The organism is Kocuria sabuli, from assembly GCF_040981185.1.
Lineage (GTDB): Bacteria > Actinomycetota > Actinomycetes > Actinomycetales > Micrococcaceae > Kocuria > Kocuria sabuli.
The window spans coordinates 137,431-162,205 of record NZ_JAVHZE010000008.1; the positions used below are offsets into that span (position 1 = coordinate 137,431).

Genomic DNA, 24,775 nt, shown 5'->3' on the forward strand with positions numbered 1-24,775 from the left:
CGGACCGAACGGGCGGGGACGGTGACGGTCCCGGTATCCTGGCCCGCAGCCGACCACGCGGAGGAGCCCCATGGCAGCCGAACCCGAGACCTCGGGGATCCCCGGGGCGGACCCGGACAGCGCCGAGAAGCCGTCCTCGCCCGTGCAGATCACGAAGCCGTCCTGGAGCTACATCCTGCGCCGGACGGTCCACGAGTTCCGCCGCGACCAGTGCACCGACTCCGCGGCGGTGATGACGTTCTTCGCCGTGCTCTCGATCTTCCCGGGCCTGCTCACGGTGGTGTCCCTGCTCGGCGTCGTGGGCCAGGCCGACGCGACCACCGAGGCCCTGCTCCGCCTGCTCGACGAGTTCGACGCGCCCGAGGGGGCCGTCGCCGTGCTCGAGGGCCCGATCAGCGAGCTCACCGGCTTCCCCTCCGCCGGGCTGGCGCTCGTCACCGGTCTGGCCGGCGCCCTGTGGACGGCCTCCGGCTACGTCCGGGCCTTCGGCCGGTCCATGAACCGGATCTACGAGGTCGAGGAGGGACGGCCGTTCTGGAAGCTCTACCCCATGATGATCGGGGTCACCCTCTCGCTGGTGGTCCTGGTCGTGGGCATGATGCTGATCCTGCTGCTCTCCGGGCCGGTCGCCGAGCGGCTCGGAGAGCTGGTCGGCCTGCGCGGGACCACCCTGCAGCTGTGGCACGCGGTCCGGGTCCCGGTCCTGCTGGCGCTGCTCGCCTTCATGGTCGCCCTGCTCTACTACACGACCCCGAACATCCGGCAGCCGAAGTTCCGGTGGCTCAGCATCGGCTCGATGACGGCCATCGTGGTCATGGCGGCCGCCACGGCCGGTTTCAGCTTCTACGTGTCCAACTTCAACAACTACAACGCGACCTACGGCGCCATCGGCGGGGTGATCGTGCTCCTGCTGTGGATCTGGATCATGAACATCGTGCTGCTCGCCGGGGCGGAGTTCAACGCCGAGACCGAGCGCGGCCGCCAGCTCCAGGCGGGGATCGCCGCCGAGGAGAACCTGCGGCTGCCGCCGCGCGACGTCCGGGCCGCCCGGAAGCTGCGGGAGAAGGAGCAGGAGCTGGTGGACGAGGGCCGCGACATCCGCCGTCGGCACGCGGACATCGACTACCGGGGCCGCCACCGGGGCGGCGGCCCCGGGGCCCCGGCCTAGAGTGGTGCCGGCGGGAGGACGCGCCCCACGTCCCGAGCACCGTGCGCACGACCGCGACGGCCACCGCCGGAGCCACCGAGCCGAACGCCGGCACCGACACCGGCACCGACACCGGCACCGACACCGACACCGACACCGACACCGACACCGAGGAGCACCGTGAGCGAGCCGCAGCCCCTGGACAAGATCATGGCCGCCGACTGGGCCGAGGCCCTGGCCCCGGTGGAGCCGCAGATCCGGCAGATGGGCCGGTTCCTGCGCGAGGAGCACGCCGACGGGCACCGGACGCTCCCGCAGGGCGCGGCGGTCCTCCGGGCGTTCCAGGACCCGCTGGAGCAGGTCAAGGTGCTGGTCGTCGGCCAGGACCCCTACCCCACGCCCGGCCACGCCATGGGCCTGTCCTTCTCCGTGCAGCCCCACGTGCGCCCCGTGCCGCGCTCCCTGCAGAACATCTACAAGGAGCTGCGGGAGGACCTCGGCATCGACCCGCCCGAGCACGGGGACCTCTCCGCGTGGTCGCGGCAGGGCGTGATGCTCCTGAACAGGGTCCTCACCGTGCGCGAGGGCGCCCCGGCGTCCCACCGCGGCAAGGGTTGGGAGGCCGTGACGGAGCGGGCCATCCAGGTCCTCGCCGCCCGCGACCAGCCGCTCGTGGCGATCCTGTGGGGCAACGACGCCCGCAGCACCGCCAGGTGGCTGGACGGGTTCCCCACGGTCGAGTCCGCCCACCCGTCCCCGCTGTCCGCCTCCCGGGGCTTCTTCGGCTCCCGGCCGTTCTCCCGCACCGACCAGCTCCTGGAGCAGCAGGGCGCGGAGCCCGTCGACTGGCGGCTGTGACCCGGGCCCCGGCGGCCCTCCGTTAGGGTGGGCGGCATGAGCCAGAGCTCCGCGACCCCGACCGCACGGCCCCGCAGGCCGCAGCTGAACCTGACAGTGCGCGAGCGCCGGCTGCTGTCCCCGTCGATGGTCCGCGTGGTCCTGGGCATCGACGAGCCCGAGCGCTACGCGGACGTCGTCCCGCCCGAGAAGTACGTGAAGCTCGTGTTCCTCGACCCGGCCGGCGAGCACCCCTCCCCGGCGCCCGGGCGGAACCCGGACTACTGGGAGCTCAAAGAGTCCCTGCCGGGAGACCGGCAGCCCGTCACCCGGCACTTCACGATCCGCCGGTACCTGCCCGAGCGGGACGAGCTGTGGATGGACTTCGTGCTGCACGGCGACGAGGGCTTCGCGGGGCCCTGGGCGGCCCGTGCCGAGCCCGGGGACCGGATCGTCGCCCTGGGCCCGGGCGGCAAGTGGGCGCCGTCCGCGGAGGCGGCGTGGACCCTGGTCGCCGCCGACGACGCCGCGATCCCCGCCGCGCTCGCGGTGGTGGAGGCCCTGCCGGCCTCGGCGCGCGGCGAGGTGGTCCTCGAGGTGGGATCGCCCCGCGACGTCCTGGCCGTGACGGCTCCGGCCGGCATGGCGGTGCGCTGGGTGTTCCGCCGGGACGCGGCGCCCGGTGACACGCGCGCGCTCGTGCGGGCCGTGCAGGAGGCCGCCTGGCCCGCGGGCCCGGAGGGCGTGCAGGTCTTCGCCCACGGGGAGCGGGAGTCCATGAAGGCCCTGCGCGACGAGCTCTTCGGGCGCCGGGGCCTGGCGCGCGAGCAGGTCTCGCTGTCCGGCTACTGGGCGCAGGGCCGCACCGAGGACGTGTTCCAGGCCGAGAAGAAGCTGCCCGTCGGCCAGATCCTCTGAGCGGCCCGGGCGGCCGGGCCGGGTCTCAGCGGCGCCGGTTGCGGCGGGTGCTCGTGCCGTTGAGGTGGCCCACGAACGGGCGCATGAGGTACTTCCCGAGCACCACCCCGGAGGCCAGGGCCAGGATGGTGACCATGGCGTTGGCCAGGAGCACGATGCCCGCGGCGTAGGTCTCCGTCTCCACGGTGAGCATGTACATACCCCGGAAGATGGACAGCCCGGGCAGCAGGAACGTCATGGCCGGGATCGCCACGATCAGCTGGGGCACGCGGTGGTAGGCCGCGAGCAGGGTCGCCACGGAGGCACTGACCACGGCGGCGAGCGCGGTGTCCATGCGCCCGCCCAGTCCGACGGCGATCCCGGCGTGGTAGACCCCCAACCCGGCGAACGCGGAGACCGCGGTGGAGAGCACGTGCTGCGGCTTGGCGTGCACCGACAGGGCGATCAGGGCCGTGCCCACCAGCATGAAGACCGTGTTGACCACCGGGGAGGCGGGCACGAACGTGCCCTGGGCGACGTCGACGCGGGGCATCCCGAGGTAGCCGGCGAGCGACACGCCGCCGGCGATGCCCGCGACCAGGCCGAGGAAGGCCATGGCCGTGGACAGCAGCCGGCCGGCCGCCGTGACGGGGAAGCCGTTGATGGCGTCCTGCATCGTGGAGACCATCCGGTTGGTGGGCAGGAGCAGGATGATCCCGCCCGCGATCACCAGCGCCGGGGAGAGGTCCAGCCCCGCCCACGACAGCAGCAGCGCGAAGACGGTGACGATCCCGGACTGGGTCGCCAGGACGAAGAACTCGGGGATCCGCCAGGTCCGCAGACGGCCGACGGCCGACTGCACCACGATCCAGGTCACCCCGGCGACCGCCGCGCCCGTGGGGCTGCCGCCCATGCCGACGGTCAGGGCCATCACGGCCACGACGAGGGCGGTCGACACCATCCACCGCGGGTACGGCTTGGGCTTGGCGTTGATCGCGTCGAGGCGCCGCTCGGCCTCGGCGCGGGGCATCTCCCCGTCCGCGATCTCCGTGACCAGCTGGTGCGTCTCCCCCAGCCCGGCGTAGTTGTCGGTCCAGGAGCGCACCACCCGCATCACCGTGTGGCTGGAGGTGTCCGGGTCGTTGAAGACGTCCTCGCGGGTGCGGGTGTCCCCGCCCTCGTGGGAGTCCTCCACGTAGTTGATCGTCACGGCCTGGTTGGTGATGTCGACCTCGACGTTTTCGACCCCGTAGGTGGCGCACACCGCGATGATGGCGCTCTCCACGTCGAGGGCGTCCGCGCCGTAGTGGAACATGGTCTCCGCGAGCCGCAGCGCGAAGTTGAGGGTGCGCCGGGCCTCCCGGCCCGTGGACTCCCCGAACCGGCGCAGGTGGGCGAAGGGCGAGGCGTTGAGCCGTTCCACCACGCGCATGGGGGCCGTCGGGGCGGCCTCCCCCTGGAGCATGGAGCGCAGCCGGGAGCGTCCGCCGGGCCGGGCCCCCTGCGCCCGGGTGGAGGGATAGGTGCCGCGCTGCATCCGGTCGGCGCTCTTGCCGGGGGCCCGGACGGGACCGATCGTCGTCGTCTCCGGGCGGGAGACGGGGCCCGTGTCGGTGCGGCGGCGCCGGCGGGCCGGCGCCGACAGCGGGGCCGTCTGCGCGGCGGAGAGCAGCTCGCGCCGCGCCTCCGGCTCGGAGGTGCCCCCGTACGTCCGGATCAGGGACGTGCTGAGCACCGGCAGCGCCTGCGGGGCGTCGGGCACGACGTCCGGGTCGGCGCTGCCCGCCCGGCGCCGGGCCAGCAGCGCCTGCGCCTCCGTGGGCCGCACGGGCGGGGCCCCGGCGCCGTGGCGGGCGACCGGGCGGGCGGCCCCCGTGAGGGTCGTGTCCCCGCCGGGCCCGAACGGCTCGACGACGTAGGCCTCGGGCTCCTCACCCCCGTCGGACGAGGGGTAGGCGGCGAACGGGCGCAGAGGGGTGCGCTGGTCGAGCACCAAGCGGCGGTCCTCCTTCCAGGGGGGCGGGAACGGGGGCCCGGCGGACGGTCGCGGGTGGATCAGTAGAAGGGCTGGCCCGTGCGGCGGACCCACAGCTGGCGCTGGACCTTCTCGGCCACGTTGGTCCACACGGCGTACTTCGCCGGGCTCAGCACCTGGTCGTGGACGCCCACGAAGTCGACCACGGACTTGGTGAAGCTCGTCTTGAACAGGCCCAGCCCGTAGTAGGGGTGCTCCTTGTTCTTGAGCTGGTCGCTCGGCGGGGTGCCGCAGAAGTCGTACTCGACGATCTCGTGCTCGCGCATCAGGTCCGTGATCGCCGTCCACTGGAGCAGGTGGGAGTCGCCGTACTGGCGGCGGCGGGGCTTGGAGCCCCCGTCCTTGTACGTCCCCTTCGTGCCGTAGGCGATGACGTAGGCGCCCACGGAGGGCTCCCCGTCCTCGTAGGTGAAGTACATCCGGCCCTGCCCGGCCCGCTCGAAGGCGGTCCAGAACTTCGCGTAGTACTCGTAGGAGCGCAGGTTCACGTTCGCCTCGCCCTGGCCCACGGTGTCCATGAGCGCGTACATCCTGCGCATGTTCTGCTCGGTGAGCTCCACGCGCTCGACCGTGCACCCCTCGCGCAGGGCCCTGCGGACCGCGTTGCGTCCCCGGGAGTGCAGCGACTTCAGCACGGCCTCCTCGTCCCGGTCGGTGGCGAGGACCGCGGTCGAGTCGTTGGGCTGGATGTTGAAGGACTTCTTCAGCCCCGCGCGGGCGAGCACGCCCCGCGCGTAGTCGGAGTCCAGGACGTCCGGCTCGATCTTGATCGCGAACACGTTGAGCCGCTCCTCGCCCACGAACCGGGCGCTGGCCGCGGCGATCCCCGGGACGTCGTCGACGGACGCGACGTCGGGGCCCTTGATCATGTACCACAGGCGGCCGAGGGCCGGCACGGTCTTCTCGAGGACCAGGTTGTAGGAGGCCTTCCCGCCGTCGGCGGGCTCGTGCACGAGGTGCAGGGGGCGCCAGCCGTGGTCCGCCTTGACGTCCGCGAAGGACGCGGACTGCAGCAGGTTGCCGCCCTGGGGGTTCGCCGTGACATGGGCGTCCCAGTCGGCGATCTCCTGGGCGGTGGCGAAGCGTGCGGTGAACTCTCGCAAGGCTCTCTCAATCGTCGGGGTCGTCGGGGGTGTGCGGCCGGGATCGGCCGCGGGGCCGGCGGGGACCGGCCCGGGCCAGTCTAACCGTGCAGGCCTGAGCCCGATCTGAGCCGTGCCGCACACGGGGCGCCGCGCGCCGTGCGGCGGCGGCGAGCGGGACTACCGGGAGCGGTCGCCGCCCGCGGACCGCCGCGAGACGGGGCGCCGGTCCGGTCCGGGACGGAGGGGGTCCTCCACGCCGTGCCGGGCCACGAGGCCCCACCGGAGCGTGTCGGCGACGTCGGCCGCCAGGCCGCCGCGGCGCTCGGCGACGGCCCGCCGCAGGTCCCCGGCGAGCCAGGCGCAGCGCACCCCGCTCCGTGCGTCCGGCAGCCTCGGCACCGGCCGGCCCAGCGCCAGCCGGGCCCACGCGTCGGCCAGTCCCGGGCGGGCGGCCTCCGCCAGCGCCACGGCCCCGGAGAACCGGCCGCCGAGGCCGACGAGGTGGGGCCTCCCCTGCTCCCCCGGAACGAACTGCAGCTCCACGAGGCCCCACCAGCCCAGCCCGCGCAGCAGCGCCTCGGCGCGGGCCGCCAGTGCGTCGTCGACCGGCACCGTGCGGGCGCGCACCGGGACGCCGTCGGGCGGGGGCGAGAGCCGCGAGGTGACCAGCTGCACGCGACCGTGCAGCCGCCCGTCGTGGTGGACCCCGATCAGCGCGCCGGGCCGGCCGTGGACGGGCCGGCGGAGCACCGGTTCCGCCCCGGCGGCACGGATCCGGTGGACCCGGGCGGCGGCGGAGGCGGCGTCCGGGAAGAGTTCGGGCGCGAAGGGGCCGGGGCGCGTCCGCCCGGGCACCCAGCGGGCACGGCACCCGACCACGACCGGTCCCTCCCACGCGGCCAGCGACGCGTCCGTGCCCGGGAGCGTCCGCGGGACGTCGAGCCCGGCGCGGGACGCGCGCTCGGCCAGACGCACCTCGTCCAGCGCGGCGGCCAGGACCTCGGGGACGGGGTGGGCCACCGCCGCGGGAATGTGCCGGCGGTAGGCGGAGACGGCGGCCGTCCAGTCGTCGCCGGCGCCGAGGACGAGGTCGTAGGACCCCTCGGCGAGCGCCCGGCGGACGCCGTCGATGAAGTCGCTGCCGTCGCCGCGGGGGCACGGCACCTCGTGGCGGACCGCGGCCGCCCGGGCGGCCCCCAGCAGGCCCGGTCCGGCCGGGGCGCCGATGCCCACGGTCCAGCCGGCCTGTCCCAGGGCCCGCGCCCCGGCCTGCGCCCCCCGGTCCCCGGCCGGGCCCACGATCAGCGCCCGCCGCGGGGCCGGGTCGGGTGCGCCGGGGTCGAGCGGTGCTGGTGCGGGAGCCATCGGTCCTCCATCGAGGTCTGCGGGCACTGCCTCCACGGTAGTCGGTGCCCGGGGAGGCCTCCACGGCGTGGCCGGACACCACGGCGCCCGCCCACCGCGGGGGTGGACGGGCGCCGTGGGTGGCGTCGGCGGACCGGTCGCCTACTCGGCGTCGTGGTCCGTCTCGAGGATGCCCACGAGGTGTTCGAGCGCGGCCTCGGCGCCCTCGCCCTCGGCGCGGAGGACGACCTTGTCCCCCTGGCCGGCGCCGAGGGACATCAGCGACAGCACGCTCGAGGCGTCCATCGCCTCGTCCTCGGGCTCGCCCTCGGCGGCGATGGTGATCTCGAGGTCGTACTCCCCGGCCGCCTCGGCGAAGATCGCGGCGGGACGGGCGTGCAGGCCGACGGACGATGCGATGGTCGCGGTGCGTTCTGCCATGGTGGTTCTCCTTCGGGTTGCGGGGCCCTGGTTGGCGGTCCCCGGTGGTTGGTGTGGTGCGGACGGGTGCGGGACGCGGGTCAGAGTCCCAGCTCCGCGAGCACGGGCAGCTCGGCCCGCACGGCCGCGGCGGCCTCCTCCGCGCTGGCCTGCTCGACGGCGAGCGCGGCGAGGGACTGTGCCGTGCCGAGGTCGACGCTGCGCAGGACGGCGGCGACCGCGGACAGTCCCCGGGGGCTCATGGACAGGGTGTGCACCCCGAGGCCCACGAGGACCACGGCGAGCGCGGGATCGGCCGCGGCCTCCCCGCACACGCCCACGTTGCGCGGCCCGGCGCCCTCGGCCTCCGCCCGGCGGGCGCCCTCCACGGTGCTCTGCACCATGCGCAGCACGGCGGGCTGCCACGGGTTGTTGAGCTCCGCGAGGGAGCCCAGCATCCGGTCGGCCGCCATCGTGTACTGGGTGAGGTCGTTGGTGCCCAGGGACACGAAGTCGACGTGCCGCAGGATCTGGTCGGCGGTCACCGCGGCGGACGGCGTCTCGACCATGACCCCGGGCACGCGCAGCCCGGCGGCGGCCGTCATCTGCGCGAAGTCCCGGGCCTCGGACGTGGTGGCGATCATCGGGGCCATGACCCAGACCTGCGCGTCCGTGGCCTCCTCCGCCCGCGCGATCGCCTCGAGCTGCCGGGCGAGCACGCCCGGCACCGTGCGGTCCGTGCGGTAGCCGCGCACCCCGAGGGCCGGGTTGGGCTCGGCGATGTCGGTGAGGAAGGGCAGGGGCTTGTCGGCCCCGGCGTCGAGGGTGCGCACGACGACCTTCTTGCCGGCGAAGGACTCCAGGATCGCGGTGTACTGCTCGACCTGCTCCTCGACGGACGGCTCCTTGTCCCGGCCGAGGAAGCAGAACTCGGTGCGCAGCAGGCCCACGCCCTGGGCGCCGGCCGCGGCCGCCGCCCGGGCGTCCTCGGGGGTGCCCACGTTGGCGAGCAGCGGCACCTCGGTGCCGTCCGAGAGCACGCCCCGCCCGTCGAAGGCGCTGCGGGCCCCGGCGCTGCGCACCCAGGCGTCCACGAGCTCCTGCTCGCCGGCGCCGGGCTCGGTGCGGATCTCCCCGGTGGCCCCGTCCACGAAGACCGCGGTGCCGTCCGCGATGTCCGCGACGCCCCGGGCTGCCACGATCGCGGGCAGCCCGAGGTTGCGGGCGAGGATGGCCGTGTGGGACTGCGGCCCGCCGCCGGAGGTGACGAGCGCGAGCACCTTGGCAGGGTCCAGGGTGGCGGTGTCCGCCGGGGCGAGGTCCTCGGCGGTCAGCACGAAGGGCGTGTCCTGCTGCGGGATCCCCGGCATGGGCAGGCCCTGCAGCTGGGAGACGAGCCGGGCGCGGACGTCCTCGATGTCCGCGGCCCGCTCCGCCATGTACCCGCCGAGGGAGCGCATCTGCTCCGCGTAGTCGGTCGCAGCCTCCCAGAGCGCCCGTTCGGGGGCGAGCTGCTTGGCCGTGATGCGCTTCGCGGCGTTCTTCAGCAGCGCCTTGTCCCCCGCCATGAGCGCGGTGGACTTGAGCACGTCCGCGGCGTCCTTCTCGGTGGCCGCCTCGGCCCGTCGCTTCAGCTCCGCCTTGACGGCGGCCGCGGCCTCCTGCAGGCGTGCCACCGCCGCCTCGGGCTCCTCGTCCCGGAGGGTCAGACCCTCGGCCGGTTCGGACACGGGCTCCGGCATGCTCACGAGCTCGCCGATGACGCGGCCCGCGCACACCCCCACGCCTGTCAGTGTCTGCATGGTGCTCCTCTTCCTGGAATACGTGCTGGTCGGTCAGGGCCCGGCAGCGGGCCCGTGCGCGTCGCTCAGGCCGTGGTCGGCACAGCGGCGGCGTCCTCGCGCGAGCGGGTGGCGTCGGCCACCCGTCCGTGCGCTCCACCCACGTGCTTGAGGGCGACGACGAGCGCTGCTGTGACCACCGTACCGACAACCACCGAGAGCAGGAACATCAGCGGGTTGCCGATCACGGGCAGGATCCAGACCCCGCCGTGCGGCGCGGCGGAGGTGACACCCGTGGCCATGCTGACCGCGCCGGCCACCGCGCCGCCGATCATGGAAGCGGGCAGCACGCGCAGCGGGTCCGCCGCGGCGAACGGGATCGCGCCCTCGGAGATGAAGGACGCACCCAGCAGCCACGCGGCCTTGCCGTTCTCCTGCTCGGCCACCGTGAAGTAGCGCTTGGCCACCGTCGAGGCGAGGGCCATGGCCAGCGGAGGCACCATGCCGGCGGCGATCACGGCGGCCATGATCTCCTGCGGGGCGGTGTTCACGGCGGTCGCGGCACCGAGTCCCGCGGCGGCGAACGTGTAGGCGACCTTGTTGATCGGACCGCCCAGGTCCGCGCCCATCATGAGGCCCAGGATCGCGCCGAGCGCCAGCGCGCTGGCGCCGGTCATCCCGCTGAGGACCCCGGTGAGCCACGCCATGAAGGCGGCGATCGGTCCGCCCAGGACCATCAGCAGCAGGCCCGCTGCGAAGATCGTGGCGAGCAGCGGGATGATCACCACGGGCATCAGCGAGCCGAGCCACCGCGGCAGCCGGGGCTGCGCCAGCCAGTAGGCGGCGAGGCCGGCCAGCAGACCGCCCACGATGCCGCCGAGGAAGCCGGCGTCCATGAAGTTGGCGACCAGGCCCGCGGCGAAGCCGGGGGCGATGCCGGGACGGTCGGCCAGCCCGTAGGCGATGTAGCCCGCCAGGGCGGGCACGAGCAGGCTCATGGCCAGGTTGCCCATCTTGAACAGCACGGCCCCGATGTACTGGGCGAGGGTGAACTCGCCCAGGTTCCAGAGGGTCGAGCCCGTCAGCACGTCGTCGGCGACGTTGGCGATGTCCGCGCCGGCGATCATGAACCCGAAGGCCATGAGCAGACCGCCCGCGGCCACGAACGGGATCATGTAGCTCACGCCGGTCATCACGGCCTTGCGGATGCGGGTGCCCCAGCCCTCGAGGCCGCCCTCGGAGGCGGCCTCGTCGGCGGCGCCGCCGGCGGCGCCCTGCACGCGCTTGGCGTTCGGGTTCTCGGCGTTGGCGAGCGCCTCCTCGATCATGACCTTCGGCTCGTCGATGCCGCGCTTGACCGGCGAGGCGACGTAGGGCTTGCCCGCGAAGCGGGACCGGTCCCGGACGTCGACGTCGGTCGCGAAGATCACGGCGTCGGCCGCGGCGATGGTGGCCGGGTCGAGCTTGGTGAAGCCCGCGGAGCCCTGGGTCTCGACCTGGAGGTCGACCCCCATCTCCTCGGCCGCGTAGGTCAGCCCGTCCGCGGCCATGTAGGTGTGGGCGATGCCGGTGGGGCAGGCCGTGACGGCCACGATCCTGCGTCCCGCGCGCCCTCCGGCGCCCTCGGCCGGGGCCGGAGCGGCCGGCTGCGCATCGCCGGAGCGGGACTGCACGGACGCCGGCACCGCGGCGGCCGCCGTGGACCCGGCGGCGGTGCCGGCCGCGGGGGCCTCGCCGCCCTCGGGGGCCGGGCTCAGCCCCAGGGCGTCGTCGACGATGCGCACGACCTCCTGCTCGGAGCGCGCGGCGCGCAGGGCCGCCACGAAGTCCTTCTTCATGAGCGAGCGGGCGAGCTTGGCCAGCAGCTTCAGGTGCGTCTGGTCCGCGCCCTCCGGCGCCGCGATGAAGAAGATGATGTCGGCGGGACCGTCCTTCGCCCCGAAGTCCACGCCCTCCGCCAGGCGCGCCATGACCAGGGTCGGCTCGGTGACGGCCGCGGAGCGGCAGTGCGGGATGGCGATGCCGCCGGGGATGCCGGTGGCGGTCTTGTTCTCGCGGGCGATGGCGTCGGCCAGCAGCCCGTCCAGCTGCTCGGCGCGCCCGGTGCGCTGCACCAGGGCGGCCAGCTGGCCGATGACGGTTTCCTTGTCCCCGCCCAGGTCTCGGTCGAGCGAGACCAGGTCGGGTGTGATGAGCTCGGACACAGTGTCCTCCTTGAGCGGCCGGGTCGATGCCCGGGTGGTTCGGATGAGGTGGAGGTGAGAGGTGGTCAGTCGGCGACGGCGCGTGCGGGGAGCTCCCGCACGGTGACCGCCCCGGGTGTGGTCTCGGAGAGGGCCGGGACGCGGGTCCCCGGCAGGGCGGCGGCGGCGGAGCCGGAGGCCACGGCCTGCCGCAGGCACTCCGCCGGCGCGTCGCCGCGTTCCTGGGCGATGAGGTAGCCCGAGAGGGAGCTGTCACCGGCGCCCACGGTGGAGCGCACGGACACGGGTTCGTGGACGGCGTGCCAAGAGCCCTCCGCCACGGTGAGCACCGCCCCGCCGGCCCCGAGGGTGGTCAGCACCGCTCCCAGGCCGCGCTGCACGAGTGCGGCGGCGGTCGCGGCGGCGAGGTCCGGATCGGCCTCGAGCCGCTCGCCGTCGTGCGTCCCCACCAGCTCGGCGAGCTCCTCGCCGTTGGGCTTGATGAGGTCGGGCAGGGCGCCGTCGTCGGCGGTGGCCCCCTGGAGGGCGGCCCCGGACGTGTCCACGGCGAACCGGGGCGCACGCTCCCCCAGGGCCGACCGGACGCGGCGGACGATCTGCGCGTAGACGTCCCCGGGGGCGCCGGGCGGCAGGGAGCCGGCCAGGACCGCCCAGGAGGCGTCCGCCCCGCGCTGCACGAGGATCTCCACCACGGCGTCGACGTGCTCCGGGAGCAGCGGGGCGCCGGGGGCGTTGATCTTGGTGGTGGTGCCGTCCGGCTCGGTGATCGTGACGTTGGAGCGGATGGGCGCGCCCACGGGGACGGTCTCGCAGGGGACCTCCGCCGCGGCGAGCTCCGCCAGCAGCGGGTCCCCGGGATCCCCGGGCAGCACCGCCAGGGTCGGGACGCCGCTCACGCGCAGGGCCCGGGAGATGTTCACGCCCTTGCCGCCGGCGTCCTGACGGGCGCCCTCGGCGCGCTGGACCGCGCCCCGGCGCAGCGGGGACGGGAGCTCGACGGTGCGGTCGAGGGAGGGGTTGAGGGTGACGGTGAGGATCACGCGACGATCACCTCGACGTCGGCCTCCTCGAGGGCGGCGGCCAGCTCGGGACCGGGCGCCCGGTCGGTGATGAGGGTGTCGATGTCCTCGAGGGACGCGAAGCGCATGAGGGTCTCCTGATCGTGCTTGGCGGAGTCGCAGAGCACCACGACGCGCCGGGAGGTCTGGATGATGGCGGTCTTGACGACCGCCTCGATGGGGTCCGGGGTGCTCAGCCCGAACGCGGAGTGGATCCCGTTGCAGCCCACGAACGCGAGGTCGGGCCGCAGCCGGCTGTAGTGCTCGGCGGCCCGCCCGCCGGCGGCGGCCCAGGTCAGCTTGCGGACCCGCCCGCCCACGAGCTCGAGGCCGATGCCGGTGGCGTCGGCCAACTTGGCCGCGATGTGCAGGGCGTGGGTGATGATGAGCTGCTCCTGCCCGTCCGGCAGGCTGGAGTCGGTCCTGACGATGAGGTCGGCGAGCGCCTCGACGGTGCTGCCGGCGTCGAGCACGACCGCCCCCGCCCCGCTGTTGCGCAGGAGGGTGAACGCCGCCTCGGCGATGCGCCGCTTCTCGGGGGTGTTGAGGTGCTGGCGCGAGTGGATGGCCTTCTCGTCCGAGGTGGACTGGTCCACGGAGACGGCGCCCCCGTGCACCCGGCGGACCCGCCCGGCGGCCTCCAGGGCGGCGAGGTCGCGGCGGACCGTCTCCATGGTGACGTCGAAGCGGCGAGCCAGCTCGGCGCCGTTGACCCGGCGGGTGGTGCCCACGAGTTCGACGATCTCGGCCTGGCGTTCCTCTGCGAACATGGCATCCACCTCACGGACGACGTTGTGCTGGTCCTGCGTTCCTTTGAGTTTATGTGACTTCGTGTGGTTTTACCAGAGGAAGTCGTGACCCAGTTCACGAAGCGTCGCCGTCGCCCGTGCGACCCTCGTGGACCGCCTCGCGGCGACCGGACCTCGGCCGTCGTCGTGCACCGTTCCTCCGGCGTCCGGGGGCGCCGCTATCATCCTGGTGACGGAGGACGGCCGGATCGTCGAGCAGGGCCCCGCGAGGAGCTCCTCGCGGCCCGGGGCGCGCACACCGTGCCGGGCACGGACCGGTCCTCCGCCCCGGCGCACCCGACCCCCAGGAGAGCAGCACCCATGACGCCCCGTGAGCTCTACCGCCGCTCCGCCCTCGCGGAGGCCGTGACGTGGACCCTGCTGATCCTCGGCATGGTCCTGAAGTACACGGGGGTCTCCGAGGCCTTCGTCCCGGTCTTCGGGATGCTGCACGGCGTCGTGTTCCTCGCCTACTGCGTGGTGACGTGCTTCGTGTGGGTGGACCGGCAGTGGTCGGCGGGCTTCGGGGCGCTCGGTCTGGCCAGCGCCTTCGTCCCCTGGGCCACGATCTCCTTCGAGCGCCGCGCGCAGCGCTCCGGGCGGCTCACCGGCGGCTGGCGGCTGGCGCCCGGCGGCGAGCACCCGGTCACCGTGCTGGAACGGGTGCAGGCCTGGTCCCTGCGCAGCCCGGTCCTGGCCGTGCTCGCCGGTGCGGCCGGGGTCGCGGTCGTCGCCTCGGTGCTGCTCCACCTGGGCCCTCCGGTCCCCCGCGACTGAGCCGCGGCGCGGGCGGTACCGTGCCCCGGGGCGCCCGGTATAGCGTGGTCCCGGGACGGCACCGCCGACCGACGGCGGGCCACGAGGAGGAACCACGTGACCAATTTCGCCAATGTCGAGCGCCGGCACCTCGCCGCGCTCCTGCGCCGCCTGGGCCCCGACGCCCCTACCCTGTGCGAGGGCTGGACCACCCGCGACCTCGCCGTGCACCTCGTCCTGCGCGACGGACGGCCCGACGTGCTCGCCGGCAGGGCCCTGTCCCGGGTGCCCGGTCTGGGCGAGCGCGCCCGGCGCACCGAGGAGGTCGTGGCCGGCCAGCCATGGGAGGAGCTCGTGCGGAAGGTGGAGCACCCGCCGCTGTACTCCCCGGCGCGGCTCGGGCCGCTGGACAAGCGGATGAACACCGTGGAGTTCTTCGTCCACCACGAGGACGCCCGCCGCGCCCAGCCCGAGTGGCACGAGCGCCCGCTGCTGCACGACGAGGAGCAGGCCCTCTGGCAGGCCCTGAGCCTCATGGCCAAGGTCATGCTCAAGGACGAGGAGGACACCGTCGTGCTCATCGCCCCGTCCTACGGCGCCGTGCGCGGCGGCCGGGGCCGGACGGGCACCGTGCGCGTGCTGCGCGCCGTGCCCAGCGAGTTGCTGCTGTGGGCCTTCGGCCGGCGCGAGCAGGCCCGGGTGGAGGAGACGGTCGAGTAGACCGGTCCCCCCGCACCCGCACCCACGGCAGAGGGGCCGCGCACCGCGCGGCCCCTCTGCCGTCCGCCGCTCCGTCGGCGCCGCCGGATCAGCGGAACAGGTCCGCGCGGACGCCCATGATGATCCGGTCACCGGGCCGCGCGGTGCGCATGTACCGGGCGACCTCGTGCTCGTGCAGGGCGATGCACCCGGCGGTGGGCTTCTTGTTCGCGTGCAGGAAGATCGCGAAGCCGTTGCCCTGGACGATGGGCGAGTCGGGCGGGCGGTTGTAGTTGATCACCACGCCCAGCCGGTAGTCGCCGGACTGCGAGAAGTACCACATGTTCTCGTCCGGCCAGGTGTACCCGGTGGACTCGAAGTACTTGTTGTACAGGCTGCCCGGGCGCCCGCCCCACCTGGAGTTGGGGTTGAGCTGGCGGTAGGGCAGCGCGGTGCCGGGGTTGTAGACCCCGAAGGACTCGGTGACCGAGTACGAGCCCTGCGGCGAGTACAGGTACTGCGTGTGCCCGGAGGGGACGCCGGGGCGTTTGAACCCGCTCGCCCCCACGTAGGCCGACGTGCGCCACTCCTCGACGTAGCTGCCGGCGATCCGCACGCAGTTGACGAACGTGGCCTCGGACCGCCCGTAGCCCTCCGCGATGGTCAGGGACACGCGCCCCGCGTTGCGGGTCGGCTGCACCGACCGGCCCGTGTTGAGGTGGTGGCACTCACCGCGGAAGAGGTGGATCCTGGACCCCCCGGAGCGGCTCCAGGTGACGAGGCCGCGCTGGAACTTCTGGTGCACGGTCCCGGTCCCGGTCTCGTCCACGACGGGATAGCCCAGGGTTCCCCGCTCCCGTCCCGTGCCGATCCACCGCTGGCCGATGGCGCCGTTGGTCTTCACCGCACGCGCCCCGGTGCCGGGACTCCAGTAGACCGTGTGGGACTTCGAGAACGACTGCCGGCACCCGCCCCCGACCAGACCGCAGATCTCGTCGGTGACCGGATAGCCGTAGGCCCCGGACTCCCACCCCGACAGGATCCACTTGTGCCCGATGGCCCCCTTGGTCTTCACCGCACGCGCCCCGGTGCCGGGACTCCAGTAGACCGTGTGGGACTTCGAGAACGACTGCCGGCACCCGCCCCCGACCAGACCGCAGATCTCGTCGGTGACCGGATAGCCGTAGGCCCCGGACTCCCACCCCGACAGGATCCACTTGTGCCCGATGGCCCCCTTGGTCTTCACCGCACGCGCCCCGGTGCCGGGACTCCAGTAGACCGTGTGGGACTTCGAGAACGACTGCCGGCACCCGCCCCCGACCAGACCGCAGGACTCGTCCCCGAGGGGCCAGCCGAGCACGTCCACGTCTCCTGCGCGCAGCCACTTCTGGCCGATCGCGCCCCGCAGCTGCACCCAGTGCGCTCCGTGGGCCTCGTGCCACAGCACCACGCCGTACTGGTGGGGCCACTCCCAGCCGCCCTTCCACGGGCGCATACCGGCGGTCGGCTCCCCGGAGCGGGCCGCCACCCGGGCGGCGCTCGCCTCGAGGGCCCGGCGGACCTCGGCCGGGACGTCCGCGGTCGCCCCGGGGTCCGCCGCGGCCGCGCGGGCTCCCGCGGACGGCTCCGCCGCGAGCCCCTCCGTCGGCTCGGCCGCCGGCCCGGTCGTCGGCTCGGCCGCCGGGTCCTCGGTGGAGTCCGCGGTGGGCTCCCCGGCGGCGGACGGCTCCCCGGTGGACGGCCTGCCGGTGGAGGGCTCCGCCGCGGGTTCGGACGCAGACTCCCCGGAGGGTTCCGGGGAGGCCGTGCCCGTGGGCTCCGGTGTCAGGGTGAGCACGGCGCGCGCCTCGGCGCCCGCGGCGTCCCGCACGGCGTAGCCGACCTCGACGGCGCCGGCCGGCGCCTCCGTGTCCGGCAGCAGCACGAGCACGGGGTGCTCGGGCGCCTGCCAGCCCTCGGGCAGCTCCTGCGGCGCGGTGTCCGGGGAGATCACGCGCAGCGAGCCGAGCTCCGTGCGCAGCTCCTCCCCGAGCTCGTCCTCGGCGCGGGGAGCGGCCGGGTCCACGAGCAGCAGTCGCACCTGCGCGGGGTCCACGAGACCGTCGTTGGCCAGGACGTCGACGGCCACCGCCCGTCCGGTGCCGGGCAGGGTGAGGTCGTCGTCGACCGGTTCGATCCGCTGCGCCGCCGCGGCGGCGTCCGGGCCGGACGCGGCGTCCGACGTCGGCGCGGCCGGGACACCGGGAACGGGGGCCGACGGGGCCGCGGCCGCGCCGGGGGCGCCGGCGAGGACGACGGCGAAGCAGGCCGCGAGCGCGGCGGGGGTGCGCAGAGCTGAGATCTTCATGGTGGTCCCTCGCTGGGGGGTCAGTCGGTGAACTCGACGTAGTGGTCGGGGGTGGTGTTGTCGAAGACGCGCACGGCGAGGTCGGCGTCGTGCGCCGCGCTGTAGGCGACCTCGAGCGAGGCGGACCCACCGGGGGCGATGGTCGGGAAGGTCTCCATCCGCACGCCCAGGGACTCGTCGTAGGCGGGAACGGCCGGCTCGTCGCCGGCGACGGCGACCGGGAAGGACCAGGGCGCCGCGTCGACCGGGGTGCTGCCCGTGTTGGTGAGGGTCAGGGTGAACACCTGCACCGGGGTCCCGGGGGCGGCTCGGACGGGGCGCTCCCCCGTGGTCGCCGGCCGCGGCCCGTCGACCGTCCCCTCGAGGGAGTCGGTGAGCTGCTGGGTCGAGCCGAAGGCCGCAGAGGCGTCCCGGGTGGCGGTGTCGTCGTAGGGAGCCACGTCGTTGCCGGAGGGCGCCGGGCTCTCCGGTGCCGCGGATCCGGCGCCCGGGGTCCCCGTCGGCGCCGGGGCGGTGCTCGCGGTCCCGGTGGGCACCGCTTCGGAGACCGCTGCCGGGGAGGCCGGTCCACCGGCGTCCGGACCCTCCGTGCACCCGGTGATGGCGAGGGCGAGCAGGGCCGCGCAGACGGGCCCGAGGCGCCGGCCGTACGACGGGGAAAACAGGACTGTCATCGGTGACTCCTCGTCACGGTCCAGGGGAGGGACCCGACCGGGCCGGTCGTTGGGGGTCACGCTACACCGCGATTTGCAATAGTGATCCGCATGACGTGGTGTGGCGCGGGCCGTGCTCCGGACCCCCGGCGGGCACCGTCGCGGACCGCCCGGGATTCCCGCGGACGGCCCTCAGCGGGGGACGATCCCGAACAGGAACCGGGTCCGGACCATGACCCACAGCAGGCCCAGGACACCGACGTAGGCGAGGGTGTTGACCAGCACGTCGCCCTGCTGGAGCACCGGGACGTTGGCCACGGCCAGGATCAGGAAGACGTGCATGATGAAGACGTACAGGGTGGCCCGGCCCAGGGGGATGAGGAACCAGCCCAGGGCGCGCCGGAACACCGCCCAGTAGGCGCTGAGCAGGGCGTAGCCGGCGACGACGACCAGGAGCACGTTCAGCAGCCGGCCGATCCCCAGGTACGTCCGGCCGAAGAAGGCGTCGTAGACGGTGTGGAAGGCGGCGTCCGGCAGCAGGGCCAGCCGGACGTCGTAGGCGCTGCTGGCATAGGGACTGGACCAGGAGAACAGCGCGAAGGCGACCGCGAGCAGCAGGCAGGCGACGAGCACCGGCCGGCGGCGCCGGTCGGAGAACCACGCCACGACCTGCTGCCGGTAGAACCCCGCGACCAGGCCGAGCACGAACAGCACCTGCCACACGAGCAGGGGGAACGAGTCCTCGAACTGCGAGGGCAGCAGCCGGATCCGCAGGAGCGCGCCCGCGGCGTAGAGGGCGGCGCTGACCGCCAGGACGAGCCAGGCCCAGCCGCGGGCGAGAGCGGCAAGCACCAGGGGGCTCACCAGGAGCAGGACCACGTACAGCCCCATGATGTTGAACTGCCACGGGCCCACCTGCAGCAGCAGCAGGGCGGGGACCAGGTGGGCCGGGACGGGGAACTCGAAGAGCCCCTCCATGCCCGCGTAGAGGTCGTACGTGCTCCCCGCGGCGCCCGCCCCCGCCGCGCCGGTGCCCTGGTCCGTGAAGGTGGTGACGGCGCCCGAGTCGAGGAAGGGCAACCGGCTCAGGGCGTAGACGAGCAGCACGACGACCAGCGCGGTCACGTAGAGCTTCCACGCCCGCGCGGTGGTGCGGTCCACGACGGCCCCGAGATCGCCGGTCACCCGCGGCCCGTAGACCATGCCCAGCACAGCCCCGGAGAGCAGGACGAACAGCTCGGCGCCGGAGACGACGCCCACGGTCTCCTGGGTCAGCAGCTGGAACAGCGAGGTGAGGCCCACGTGGTTGACGACGACGAACACGATCGCGACCCCCCGCAGCATGTCGATGCGGCTGTCCCGGGACGCGGACTCCGCGTAGCCCCACGACCGCGCGCGCTGCAGGCCGGGCAGCAGGCACAGGAGCAGCCCCGCCCCGAGGACGGCCGCGGCCAGGACCCACGCCGCGGTCCCCTGCACGACGGCCCCGGAGGCGGAGGACGACGCACCTGGCAGGGCGGACCGCTCGGTGACCGGGCCGGTCACCAGGGACGAGGCCTCCACCCGGTCCCGGAAGGCCGTGGCGAGCCCGGGCTCCGCGGTGGACCGCCAGTCGACCGCGACCGCCCCGTCCGAGCGTTCCTCGGTCGTCTCGTTCCACACGACCGCGCCGATGCGGTCGTAGTCCCCGGAGGAGGCCGCCGCGAGCACCTGGTCCCACCAGGGGGCCTTGACGTCGAGGGCCGACGGCCCGTCCGCCCCGGGGCTGTGGAAGGAGCCCGTCTCCACCATCAGCGGTCTGTCGTGGCCGGCGGCGTACGTGGCGTAGAAGCCGTCGGCCGCGGCGCCGGACCCGCCCGGCGCGCCCAGCAGCGTGCCGAACGCGTCCGGGCCGGGAACGGTGTTGCGGGCCTCCCCGCTGCCGGTCTCGTCGTGGTAGGCGGACAGACCCACCCAGTCCACGACGTCGTCGCCCGGGTAGTAGGGGCTGTAGGCGTCGTCGTCCCCGTCCCAGACCCCGCTGCCGTCGGTGTCCAGTGCCGCGAGGTCCACCCCCTCCGGGGCGACGGACGTGGGGGCGCGGAACGGGTAGTCGGTGCCGGCCGTGGGCGACCACACCATCACCGGGTCCTCGAGCTCGGCGCCCAGCGCGTCGGCCACGGCCCGGAACGCCTCGGTGTAGGCCTCCGGCTGCTGCCCCCAGGGCACCCACGAGGCGTTCATCTGCGGGGCGAACCGGACGAACACCGTGCCCTCGAAGCCCTCGAGGGCGTCGGCCAGCTGCCCGGCCAGGACCGAGGCCCGCGCCTCGTCCACCCGGTCCAGCGCGATCCCGGGGCGGATCGTGAGCAGGGCGTGCGCACCCTGCTCGGAGGTCTGGGACAGGTAGCCCCGCAGGTGGCCCTGCTCCCGGTCGTCCATCGGCAGCGGCACGGTCCGTCCGTAGATCGCAGCCGGCGCGCCGAGGCGGTCGGCGTGCCCGGCGGCGGAGTCGGCGCCCCAGTCCAGCAGCGCGCCCAGGTACGGCGCACCGGATGCTGGGGTCTCGGCCGCCCGCGCGGGGCCGGACGGGAGGAGGACGAGCGCGAGCAGCACCAGCATCGCGGCGGCAGCGGTGGGCAGGCTCGTGCGGCGTCGGACGACGGATCTCACAGGGGCGCTCCGAGGGGGGTCGGTGGGGGCCGGTCGGACCCAGTGTCGCCGCGGACGCCGCGCGGGGACGCGAACCCGGCGGCGACTCGCCGGAGCGGCCCGCCGCCGGACCCTGGAAGGGCGCCGCCGGCGCCCTGGCGCGGCGCCCTTCCCCCCGCCGCCCCGGGCCGCGTGACCCGGCCCGGGTGCGCCGCGAGGGGTCCGTGCGCCGGGGCCGGGCGGTGGAGGCGCTCGGTCACTGCCCGCGGGGCGGTCCGCACCGGGACCTCGTCCCGCCTCATGACCGGTCGCCCCGGGGACGACCGCGTGCTGTGGAGCCCCCTACCGGATTCGAACCGGTGACCCCCTGTTTACAAGACAGGTGCTCTGGCCAGCTGAGCTAAGGAGGCGTGCGGCCACCGGGGCCCCGCGCGTGCGCGGGCCGGGCGACCGGTTCCCCAGGATATCGGACCCGTCCGGGGTCCCCGAAATCCCGGGGTCCACACGCACCGGCGGCGCCGCAGACCCTCCGTGGGGTTGCGGCGCCGCCGGTGCGGGCGGAGCCGGGCAGGTCCTAGTCCTTGGCCGCCACGGCCTCGTCGAGGGCGTCCTGGAAGGTCTCGTTGCCGAGCCGCTCACCGTCGATGAAGACCGTCGGGGTCCCGGAGACGCCGTTGGCCAGGGACTCCTGCGAGACCACGTTGACCATGGGCCGCCAGGTGTTCTCCTCCAGCGCGGTCGCGATGTCCGCACCATGGGTGTCCGCGATCTGCACGAGCTGCTCGTCGTCGAGCCCGCCGGAGCCCTGGTGCGAGAACACCTCCTCGACGAAGGCGAGGTACTGCTCGGTGGAGACCTGGTTGCCCACCTCGTAGGCCGCGGCCGCCGCGCGGGAGGAGTACATGGTGGGCGTCGCACGGTCGAGGAAGTTGAGGTTGCGGTACTCCAGGGTGATGTCCCCGGAGGTCACGGCCTCCTCGAGGGCCTCGCCGTTCTCGGTCTCGAAGTCGGCGCAGTGCACGCACTCGAAGTCCTGGAAGATGACGACCTGCACGGGCTCGTCCTCCGCGGAGGCCTCGACGCCCGGCGGGACCGCGCTCTCGTCCGGGGTCTCGGGCGCCTCGGGGACCTCGGCGAGATCGCGCTGCTCCACCTCGGACTCACCCGTGCGGATGCCGTCCGCGGTCAGGACGGTGCCGCCCCACTGGTTGGCGCTGGCGGGGACGGGGCCTGCCTCGGGGATCTGCTGGGCACGGTTCTGCGCCACGACCACGCCGATGACCGCGAGGATCACCAGGACCAGGGCGAGGATGCCGAACTGCAGCAGCCGGCGGCGGCGCTTGTCCTGGCGTGCGTGCTGGTCCGCGACCTGCCGGGCCCGCTCGCGGGCGGCGTCGCGGGTGCTGGAGTCGGGGCTCGTGCTGCTGCTGGATGCCATGGGTCCTCTTCGAAAGATCCTCGGGGGCGGATGCGGACGTGTCGTCGCCCAGATTATCGGACCCCCTCGCGGCCCGCCGACTCAGGCAATCCCCAGGCGGAAACGTGAGCACACTGACGAATAGACTGGGGCGTAGGACGACGACGACCCACCGGAAGGACCCTTTCGTGAGTGCAGAGCAGAATCCCACCGCTTCCTCGGCCGACCTGGAGCAGGTGCCGGAGCCCCGGACGGACATGGCGCAGGAGGCCGGCTACGACTTCGTCGTGGTCTCCAACCGGCTGCCGGTCGAGCGCGTCGTCGAGCACGGCGAGTCCTCGTGGCGCCGCTCCCCCGGCGGCCTCGTGGCGGCGCTGTCCCCGGTGATGGCCCGCAACGCCGGGGCCTGGGTGGGCTGGCACGGCGCCGCGGACGAGATCCTCGAGCGCTTCGACCACGACGTCTTCCACCTCGCGCCCGTCCCGCTCTCGGCCCAGGAGGTGGAGGACTACTACGAGGGGTTCTCCAACGCCGCCCTGTGGCCGCTGTACCACGACGTCATCGCGCCCCCGGAGTTCCACCGCACCTGGTGGAACTCCTACCGGCGGGTCAACCGCCGCTTCGCGGAGCGGACCGCCGAGGTCGCCGCCGAGAACGCGACCGTGTGGGTGCAGGACTACCAGCTGCAGCTGGTCCCCAAGCTCCTGCGGGACCTGCGCCCGGACCTGACCATCGGGTTCTTCAACCACATCCCCTTCCCCCCGCTCGAGATCTTCGCGCAGCTGCCCTGGCGGCGCGCGGTCCTGGAGGGTCTCTCCGGCGCCGATCTCATCGGCTTCCAGCGCCCGGGCGACGCCCAGAACTTCCAGCGCTGCGTGCGCCGGTTCCTGGACGTGCCCTTCCGGCAGGGCCGGGCCCGGTTCGGCGCGGACGACAGCGCGTGGACCGTGCGCGCGCACTCCTACCCCATCTCGATCGACGCCGAGGCGATCCAGGAGCTGGCCTCGCGCCCGGAGATCAAGGAGCGCGCCCAGGAGATCCGGCAGGAGCTCGGTGACCCGGAGACCGTGTTCCTCGGGGTCGACCGGCTCGACTACACCAAGGGCATCCTGCACCGCATCAAGGCCTACGGGGAGCTGCTGGAGGACGGGAAGCTGACGGTCGGCCCGTCGGTGCTGGTCCAGGTGGCCAACCCCTCGCGAGAGCGGGTGGAGTCCTACGTCCAGCTGCGCGAGGACGTGGAGGGCCTCGTGGGACACCTCAACGGCCAGCACGACACCATCTCCCACACCGCGATCCGCTACCTCCACCACGGCTATCCGTTCGAGGAGATGGTGGCCCTGTACCTCGCCACCGACGTGATGCTGGTGACCTCCCTGCGGGACGGGATGAACCTCGTGGCCAAGGAGTACGTCGCGGCGAAGACCGACGGGTCCGGGACGCTGGTGCTCTCCGAGTTCACCGGTGCCGCCGAGCAGCTCAAGCAGGCGCTCCTGATCAATCCGCACGACATCGACGGGCTCAAGGACGCGATGCTGCGGGCCAAGGACATGCCCGCGGCCGAGGCGAAGAAGCGGATGCGGGCCATGCGGCGCCAGGTGCTGGGCAACGACGTCACCGACTGGTCGGAGACGTTCCTCCGGGACCTCGCCGGCACCCGCTCCGGCGGCACCACCGAGGAGGAGCTGTGACGGACACCCCCGACACCCGGGCGGCGCTCGAGGAGGCCCTCGGCCGGGCCGCGGGCGCCGGGACCCTGCTGGTCGCCCTGGACTTCGACGGCACGCTGGCCCCCTTCACCGACGACCCCGGCGACAGCCGGGCGCTGCCGGAGGCACAGGCCGCGCTCGAGGAGCTGCTGGCGACGGACCGCACCTACGTGGCGGTCATCTCGGGACGGCCCATGCGGTTCCTGCGCTCCGTGGTGGACCCGGAGGGCCGGATGCTGCTCTCCGGCTCGCACGGGGCCGAGCTGCTCCTCGACGCCCTCGGGGACGCCGCGGCGGACTCCGAGCTGCGGCTCTCGCCGGCGCAGCAGGAGCTGCTGGACCGGGCCACCGCGCTCGTCGAGGCGCAGGTGGCCCGGTACCCGGGGTCCAAGCTCGAGCTGAAGCCCACGGGCGCGGCGTTCCACACCCGCACGATGGTGGACCAGTCGCTGTCCGCACGCGCCGAGCAGGAGATGCTGGAGGCCTTCGAGCGGCTCGAGGGCCTGAAGATCACCCCCGGGCAGCACGTGGTCGAGTCCTCGGTGCACACGGCCACGAAGGGCGAGGGGATCACGGCCTTCATGCAGGCCACCGGGGCCGACGTCACGCTCTTCGCCGGCGACGACGTCACGGACGAGAACGCCGTGCGGGAGCTCGGCCCCGGCGACCTGGGCATCAAGGTCGGCACCGGGCAGACGGCCGCGGCGCACCGGGTCGCCTCCCCCGCCGAGCTGGCCGGAGTGCTCGCCCGGCTGGCCGAGCTGCGCAGGCACGCACTGGCGTGACGGGGCGACGTCGCTGCGGAGCAGCACCGTGGCGGCGTGCGGGCGTGTCGATGCCCACGGGGGCCGCAGTGATTAGGATCACTGTGGCCCCCGTCACCTGCGGGGGGTGCTCTTCTCCTTCGGATCGTCCGGCACGTGCCTGCCGGGAAAGAGGCCTGAACCATGTCTGCTGTGAGCTATGC

Annotated in this window: 19 protein-coding genes and 1 tRNA gene; 7 read left to right on the forward strand and 13 right to left on the reverse strand. The window is 74.1% G+C overall.

Annotated features, from left to right (window positions below; all coding sequences use genetic code 11):
* Nucleotides 1-70 precede the first annotated feature (70 nt).
* The 3 genes from RE027_RS10135 to RE027_RS10145 all read left to right on the forward strand — a co-directional run bounded on the left by RE027_RS10135 (nucleotide 71) and on the right by RE027_RS10145 (nucleotide 2,902).
* Complete coding sequence (locus RE027_RS10135; RefSeq protein ID WP_368808134.1) at nucleotides 71-1,168, forward strand: YihY/virulence factor BrkB family protein; 1,098 nt, start codon at nucleotides 71-73, stop codon at nucleotides 1,166-1,168.
* Between the two features lie 159 nt (nucleotides 1,169-1,327).
* Entirely contained in the window at nucleotides 1,328-2,005 is a 678-nt protein-coding gene (locus RE027_RS10140; RefSeq protein ID WP_368808135.1) for a uracil-DNA glycosylase, read from the forward strand.
* Between the two features lie 36 nt (nucleotides 2,006-2,041).
* The gene (locus RE027_RS10145; protein ID WP_368808136.1) at nucleotides 2,042-2,902 is read left to right on the forward strand and encodes a siderophore-interacting protein; all 861 of its coding nucleotides are present in this window, start codon (nucleotides 2,042-2,044) and stop codon (nucleotides 2,900-2,902) included.
* Nucleotides 2,903-2,927: 25 nt separating this feature from the next.
* On the opposite strand, the gene RE027_RS10150 is transcribed toward RE027_RS10145, so the two are convergent.
* The 8 genes from RE027_RS10150 to RE027_RS10185 all read right to left on the reverse strand — a co-directional run bounded on the left by RE027_RS10150 (nucleotide 2,928) and on the right by RE027_RS10185 (nucleotide 13,578).
* Nucleotides 2,928-4,874: a threonine/serine exporter family protein gene (locus RE027_RS10150; RefSeq protein WP_368808152.1), complete on the reverse strand. Its 1,947-nt coding sequence runs from the start codon at nucleotides 4,872-4,874 to the stop codon at nucleotides 2,928-2,930.
* A gap of 62 nt (nucleotides 4,875-4,936) precedes the next feature.
* Nucleotides 4,937-6,019 carry a lipid II:glycine glycyltransferase FemX gene (locus RE027_RS10155; protein ID WP_368808137.1) on the reverse strand — a complete coding sequence of 361 codons (1,083 nt, stop codon included), beginning with the start codon at nucleotides 6,017-6,019 and terminating at the stop codon, nucleotides 4,937-4,939.
* A 159-nt stretch (nucleotides 6,020-6,178) separates the two neighbouring features.
* Entirely contained in the window at nucleotides 6,179-7,366 is a 1,188-nt protein-coding gene (locus tag RE027_RS10160; RefSeq protein ID WP_368808138.1) for a hypothetical protein, read from the reverse strand.
* Nucleotides 7,367-7,507: 141 nt separating this feature from the next.
* On the reverse strand, nucleotides 7,508-7,786 hold the full coding sequence (locus RE027_RS10165; RefSeq protein ID WP_368808139.1) for an HPr family phosphocarrier protein: 279 nt from the start codon (nucleotides 7,784-7,786) through the stop codon (nucleotides 7,508-7,510).
* A gap of 80 nt (nucleotides 7,787-7,866) precedes the next feature.
* Nucleotides 7,867-9,567, reverse strand: coding sequence for a phosphoenolpyruvate--protein phosphotransferase (gene ptsP / locus RE027_RS10170; RefSeq protein ID WP_368808140.1), 1,701 nt, complete (start codon nucleotides 9,565-9,567; stop codon nucleotides 7,867-7,869).
* 65 nt (nucleotides 9,568-9,632) lie between these two features.
* A complete protein-coding gene (locus RE027_RS10175) occupies nucleotides 9,633-11,750 on the reverse strand; it encodes a PTS fructose transporter subunit IIABC (protein WP_368808141.1) in 2,118 nt (705 codons plus the stop codon).
* A 65-nt stretch (nucleotides 11,751-11,815) separates the two neighbouring features.
* Nucleotides 11,816-12,790: a 1-phosphofructokinase family hexose kinase gene (locus RE027_RS10180; protein WP_368808142.1), complete on the reverse strand. Its 975-nt coding sequence runs from the start codon at nucleotides 12,788-12,790 to the stop codon at nucleotides 11,816-11,818.
* Complete coding sequence (locus RE027_RS10185) at nucleotides 12,787-13,578, reverse strand: DeoR/GlpR family DNA-binding transcription regulator (RefSeq protein ID WP_368808143.1); 792 nt, start codon at nucleotides 13,576-13,578, stop codon at nucleotides 12,787-12,789. The genes RE027_RS10180 and RE027_RS10185 overlap by 4 nt, the downstream gene beginning before the upstream one ends.
* Nucleotides 13,579-13,917: 339 nt before the next feature.
* Here RE027_RS10185 and RE027_RS10190 point away from each other — a divergent pair, with 339 nt between their 5' ends.
* Nucleotides 13,918-14,373 carry a DUF3817 domain-containing protein gene (locus RE027_RS10190; protein ID WP_368808144.1) on the forward strand — a complete coding sequence of 152 codons (456 nt, stop codon included), beginning with the start codon at nucleotides 13,918-13,920 and terminating at the stop codon, nucleotides 14,371-14,373.
* A gap of 96 nt (nucleotides 14,374-14,469) precedes the next feature.
* The gene (locus RE027_RS10195) at nucleotides 14,470-15,072 is read left to right on the forward strand and encodes a TIGR03085 family metal-binding protein (protein WP_368808145.1); all 603 of its coding nucleotides are present in this window, start codon (nucleotides 14,470-14,472) and stop codon (nucleotides 15,070-15,072) included.
* Between the two features lie 88 nt (nucleotides 15,073-15,160).
* On the opposite strand, the gene RE027_RS10200 is transcribed toward RE027_RS10195, so the two are convergent.
* The 5 genes from RE027_RS10200 to RE027_RS10220 all read right to left on the reverse strand — a co-directional run bounded on the left by RE027_RS10200 (nucleotide 15,161) and on the right by RE027_RS10220 (nucleotide 22,120).
* Nucleotides 15,161-17,398, reverse strand: a complete 2,238-nt coding sequence (locus RE027_RS10200; RefSeq protein ID WP_368808146.1) for a L,D-transpeptidase family protein — start codon at nucleotides 17,396-17,398, stop codon at nucleotides 15,161-15,163.
* A 20-nt stretch (nucleotides 17,399-17,418) separates the two neighbouring features.
* Nucleotides 17,419-18,072 (reverse strand): RAD23 family protein, encoded by a 654-nt coding sequence (locus RE027_RS10205; protein WP_368808147.1) that lies wholly within the window; start codon nucleotides 18,070-18,072, stop codon nucleotides 17,419-17,421.
* Nucleotides 18,073-18,243: 171 nt separating this feature from the next.
* Nucleotides 18,244-20,652: an OpgC domain-containing protein gene (gene opgC, locus RE027_RS10210; RefSeq protein ID WP_438612432.1), complete on the reverse strand. Its 2,409-nt coding sequence runs from the start codon at nucleotides 20,650-20,652 to the stop codon at nucleotides 18,244-18,246.
* A gap of 363 nt (nucleotides 20,653-21,015) precedes the next feature.
* A tRNA-Thr gene (locus RE027_RS10215) sits at nucleotides 21,016-21,092 on the reverse strand.
* Between the two features lie 164 nt (nucleotides 21,093-21,256).
* Entirely contained in the window at nucleotides 21,257-22,120 is an 864-nt protein-coding gene (locus RE027_RS10220; protein ID WP_368808149.1) for a DsbA family protein, read from the reverse strand.
* Between the two features lie 167 nt (nucleotides 22,121-22,287).
* Here RE027_RS10220 and RE027_RS10225 point away from each other — a divergent pair, with 167 nt between their 5' ends.
* Entirely contained in the window at nucleotides 22,288-23,790 is a 1,503-nt protein-coding gene (locus RE027_RS10225) for an alpha,alpha-trehalose-phosphate synthase (UDP-forming) (protein WP_438612430.1), read from the forward strand.
* Complete coding sequence (gene otsB / locus RE027_RS10230; RefSeq protein ID WP_368808150.1) at nucleotides 23,787-24,593, forward strand: trehalose-phosphatase; 807 nt, start codon at nucleotides 23,787-23,789, stop codon at nucleotides 24,591-24,593. The genes RE027_RS10225 and otsB overlap by 4 nt, the downstream gene beginning before the upstream one ends.
* The last annotated feature ends 182 nt before the right edge of the window (nucleotides 24,594-24,775 follow it).

Excerpts from the sequence above, each read along its gene's own strand:
- RE027_RS10200 (WP_368808146.1), bottom strand. The coding sequence starts at position 17,398 with ATGAAGATCTCAGCTCTGCGCACCCCCGCCGCGCTCGCGGCCTGCTTC.
- RE027_RS10165 (WP_368808139.1), bottom strand. The coding sequence starts at position 7,786 with ATGGCAGAACGCACCGCGACCATCGCATCGTCCGTCGGCCTGCACGCC.
- ptsP (WP_368808140.1), bottom strand. The coding sequence starts at position 9,567 with ATGCAGACACTGACAGGCGTGGGGGTGTGCGCGGGCCGCGTCATCGGC.
- RE027_RS10220 (WP_368808149.1), bottom strand. The coding sequence starts at position 22,120 with ATGGCATCCAGCAGCAGCACGAGCCCCGACTCCAGCACCCGCGACGCC.
- opgC (WP_438612432.1), bottom strand. The coding sequence starts at position 20,652 with ATGCTGGTGCTGCTCGCGCTCGTCCTCCTCCCGTCCGGCCCCGCGCGG.
- RE027_RS10145 (WP_368808136.1), top strand. The coding sequence starts at position 2,042 with ATGAGCCAGAGCTCCGCGACCCCGACCGCACGGCCCCGCAGGCCGCAG.
- RE027_RS10185 (WP_368808143.1), bottom strand. The coding sequence starts at position 13,578 with ATGTTCGCAGAGGAACGCCAGGCCGAGATCGTCGAACTCGTGGGCACC.
- RE027_RS10190 (WP_368808144.1), top strand. The coding sequence starts at position 13,918 with ATGACGCCCCGTGAGCTCTACCGCCGCTCCGCCCTCGCGGAGGCCGTG.
- RE027_RS10205 (WP_368808147.1), bottom strand. The coding sequence starts at position 18,072 with ATGACAGTCCTGTTTTCCCCGTCGTACGGCCGGCGCCTCGGGCCCGTC.
- RE027_RS10135 (WP_368808134.1), top strand. The coding sequence starts at position 71 with ATGGCAGCCGAACCCGAGACCTCGGGGATCCCCGGGGCGGACCCGGAC.
- RE027_RS10160 (WP_368808138.1), bottom strand. The coding sequence starts at position 7,366 with ATGGCTCCCGCACCAGCACCGCTCGACCCCGGCGCACCCGACCCGGCC.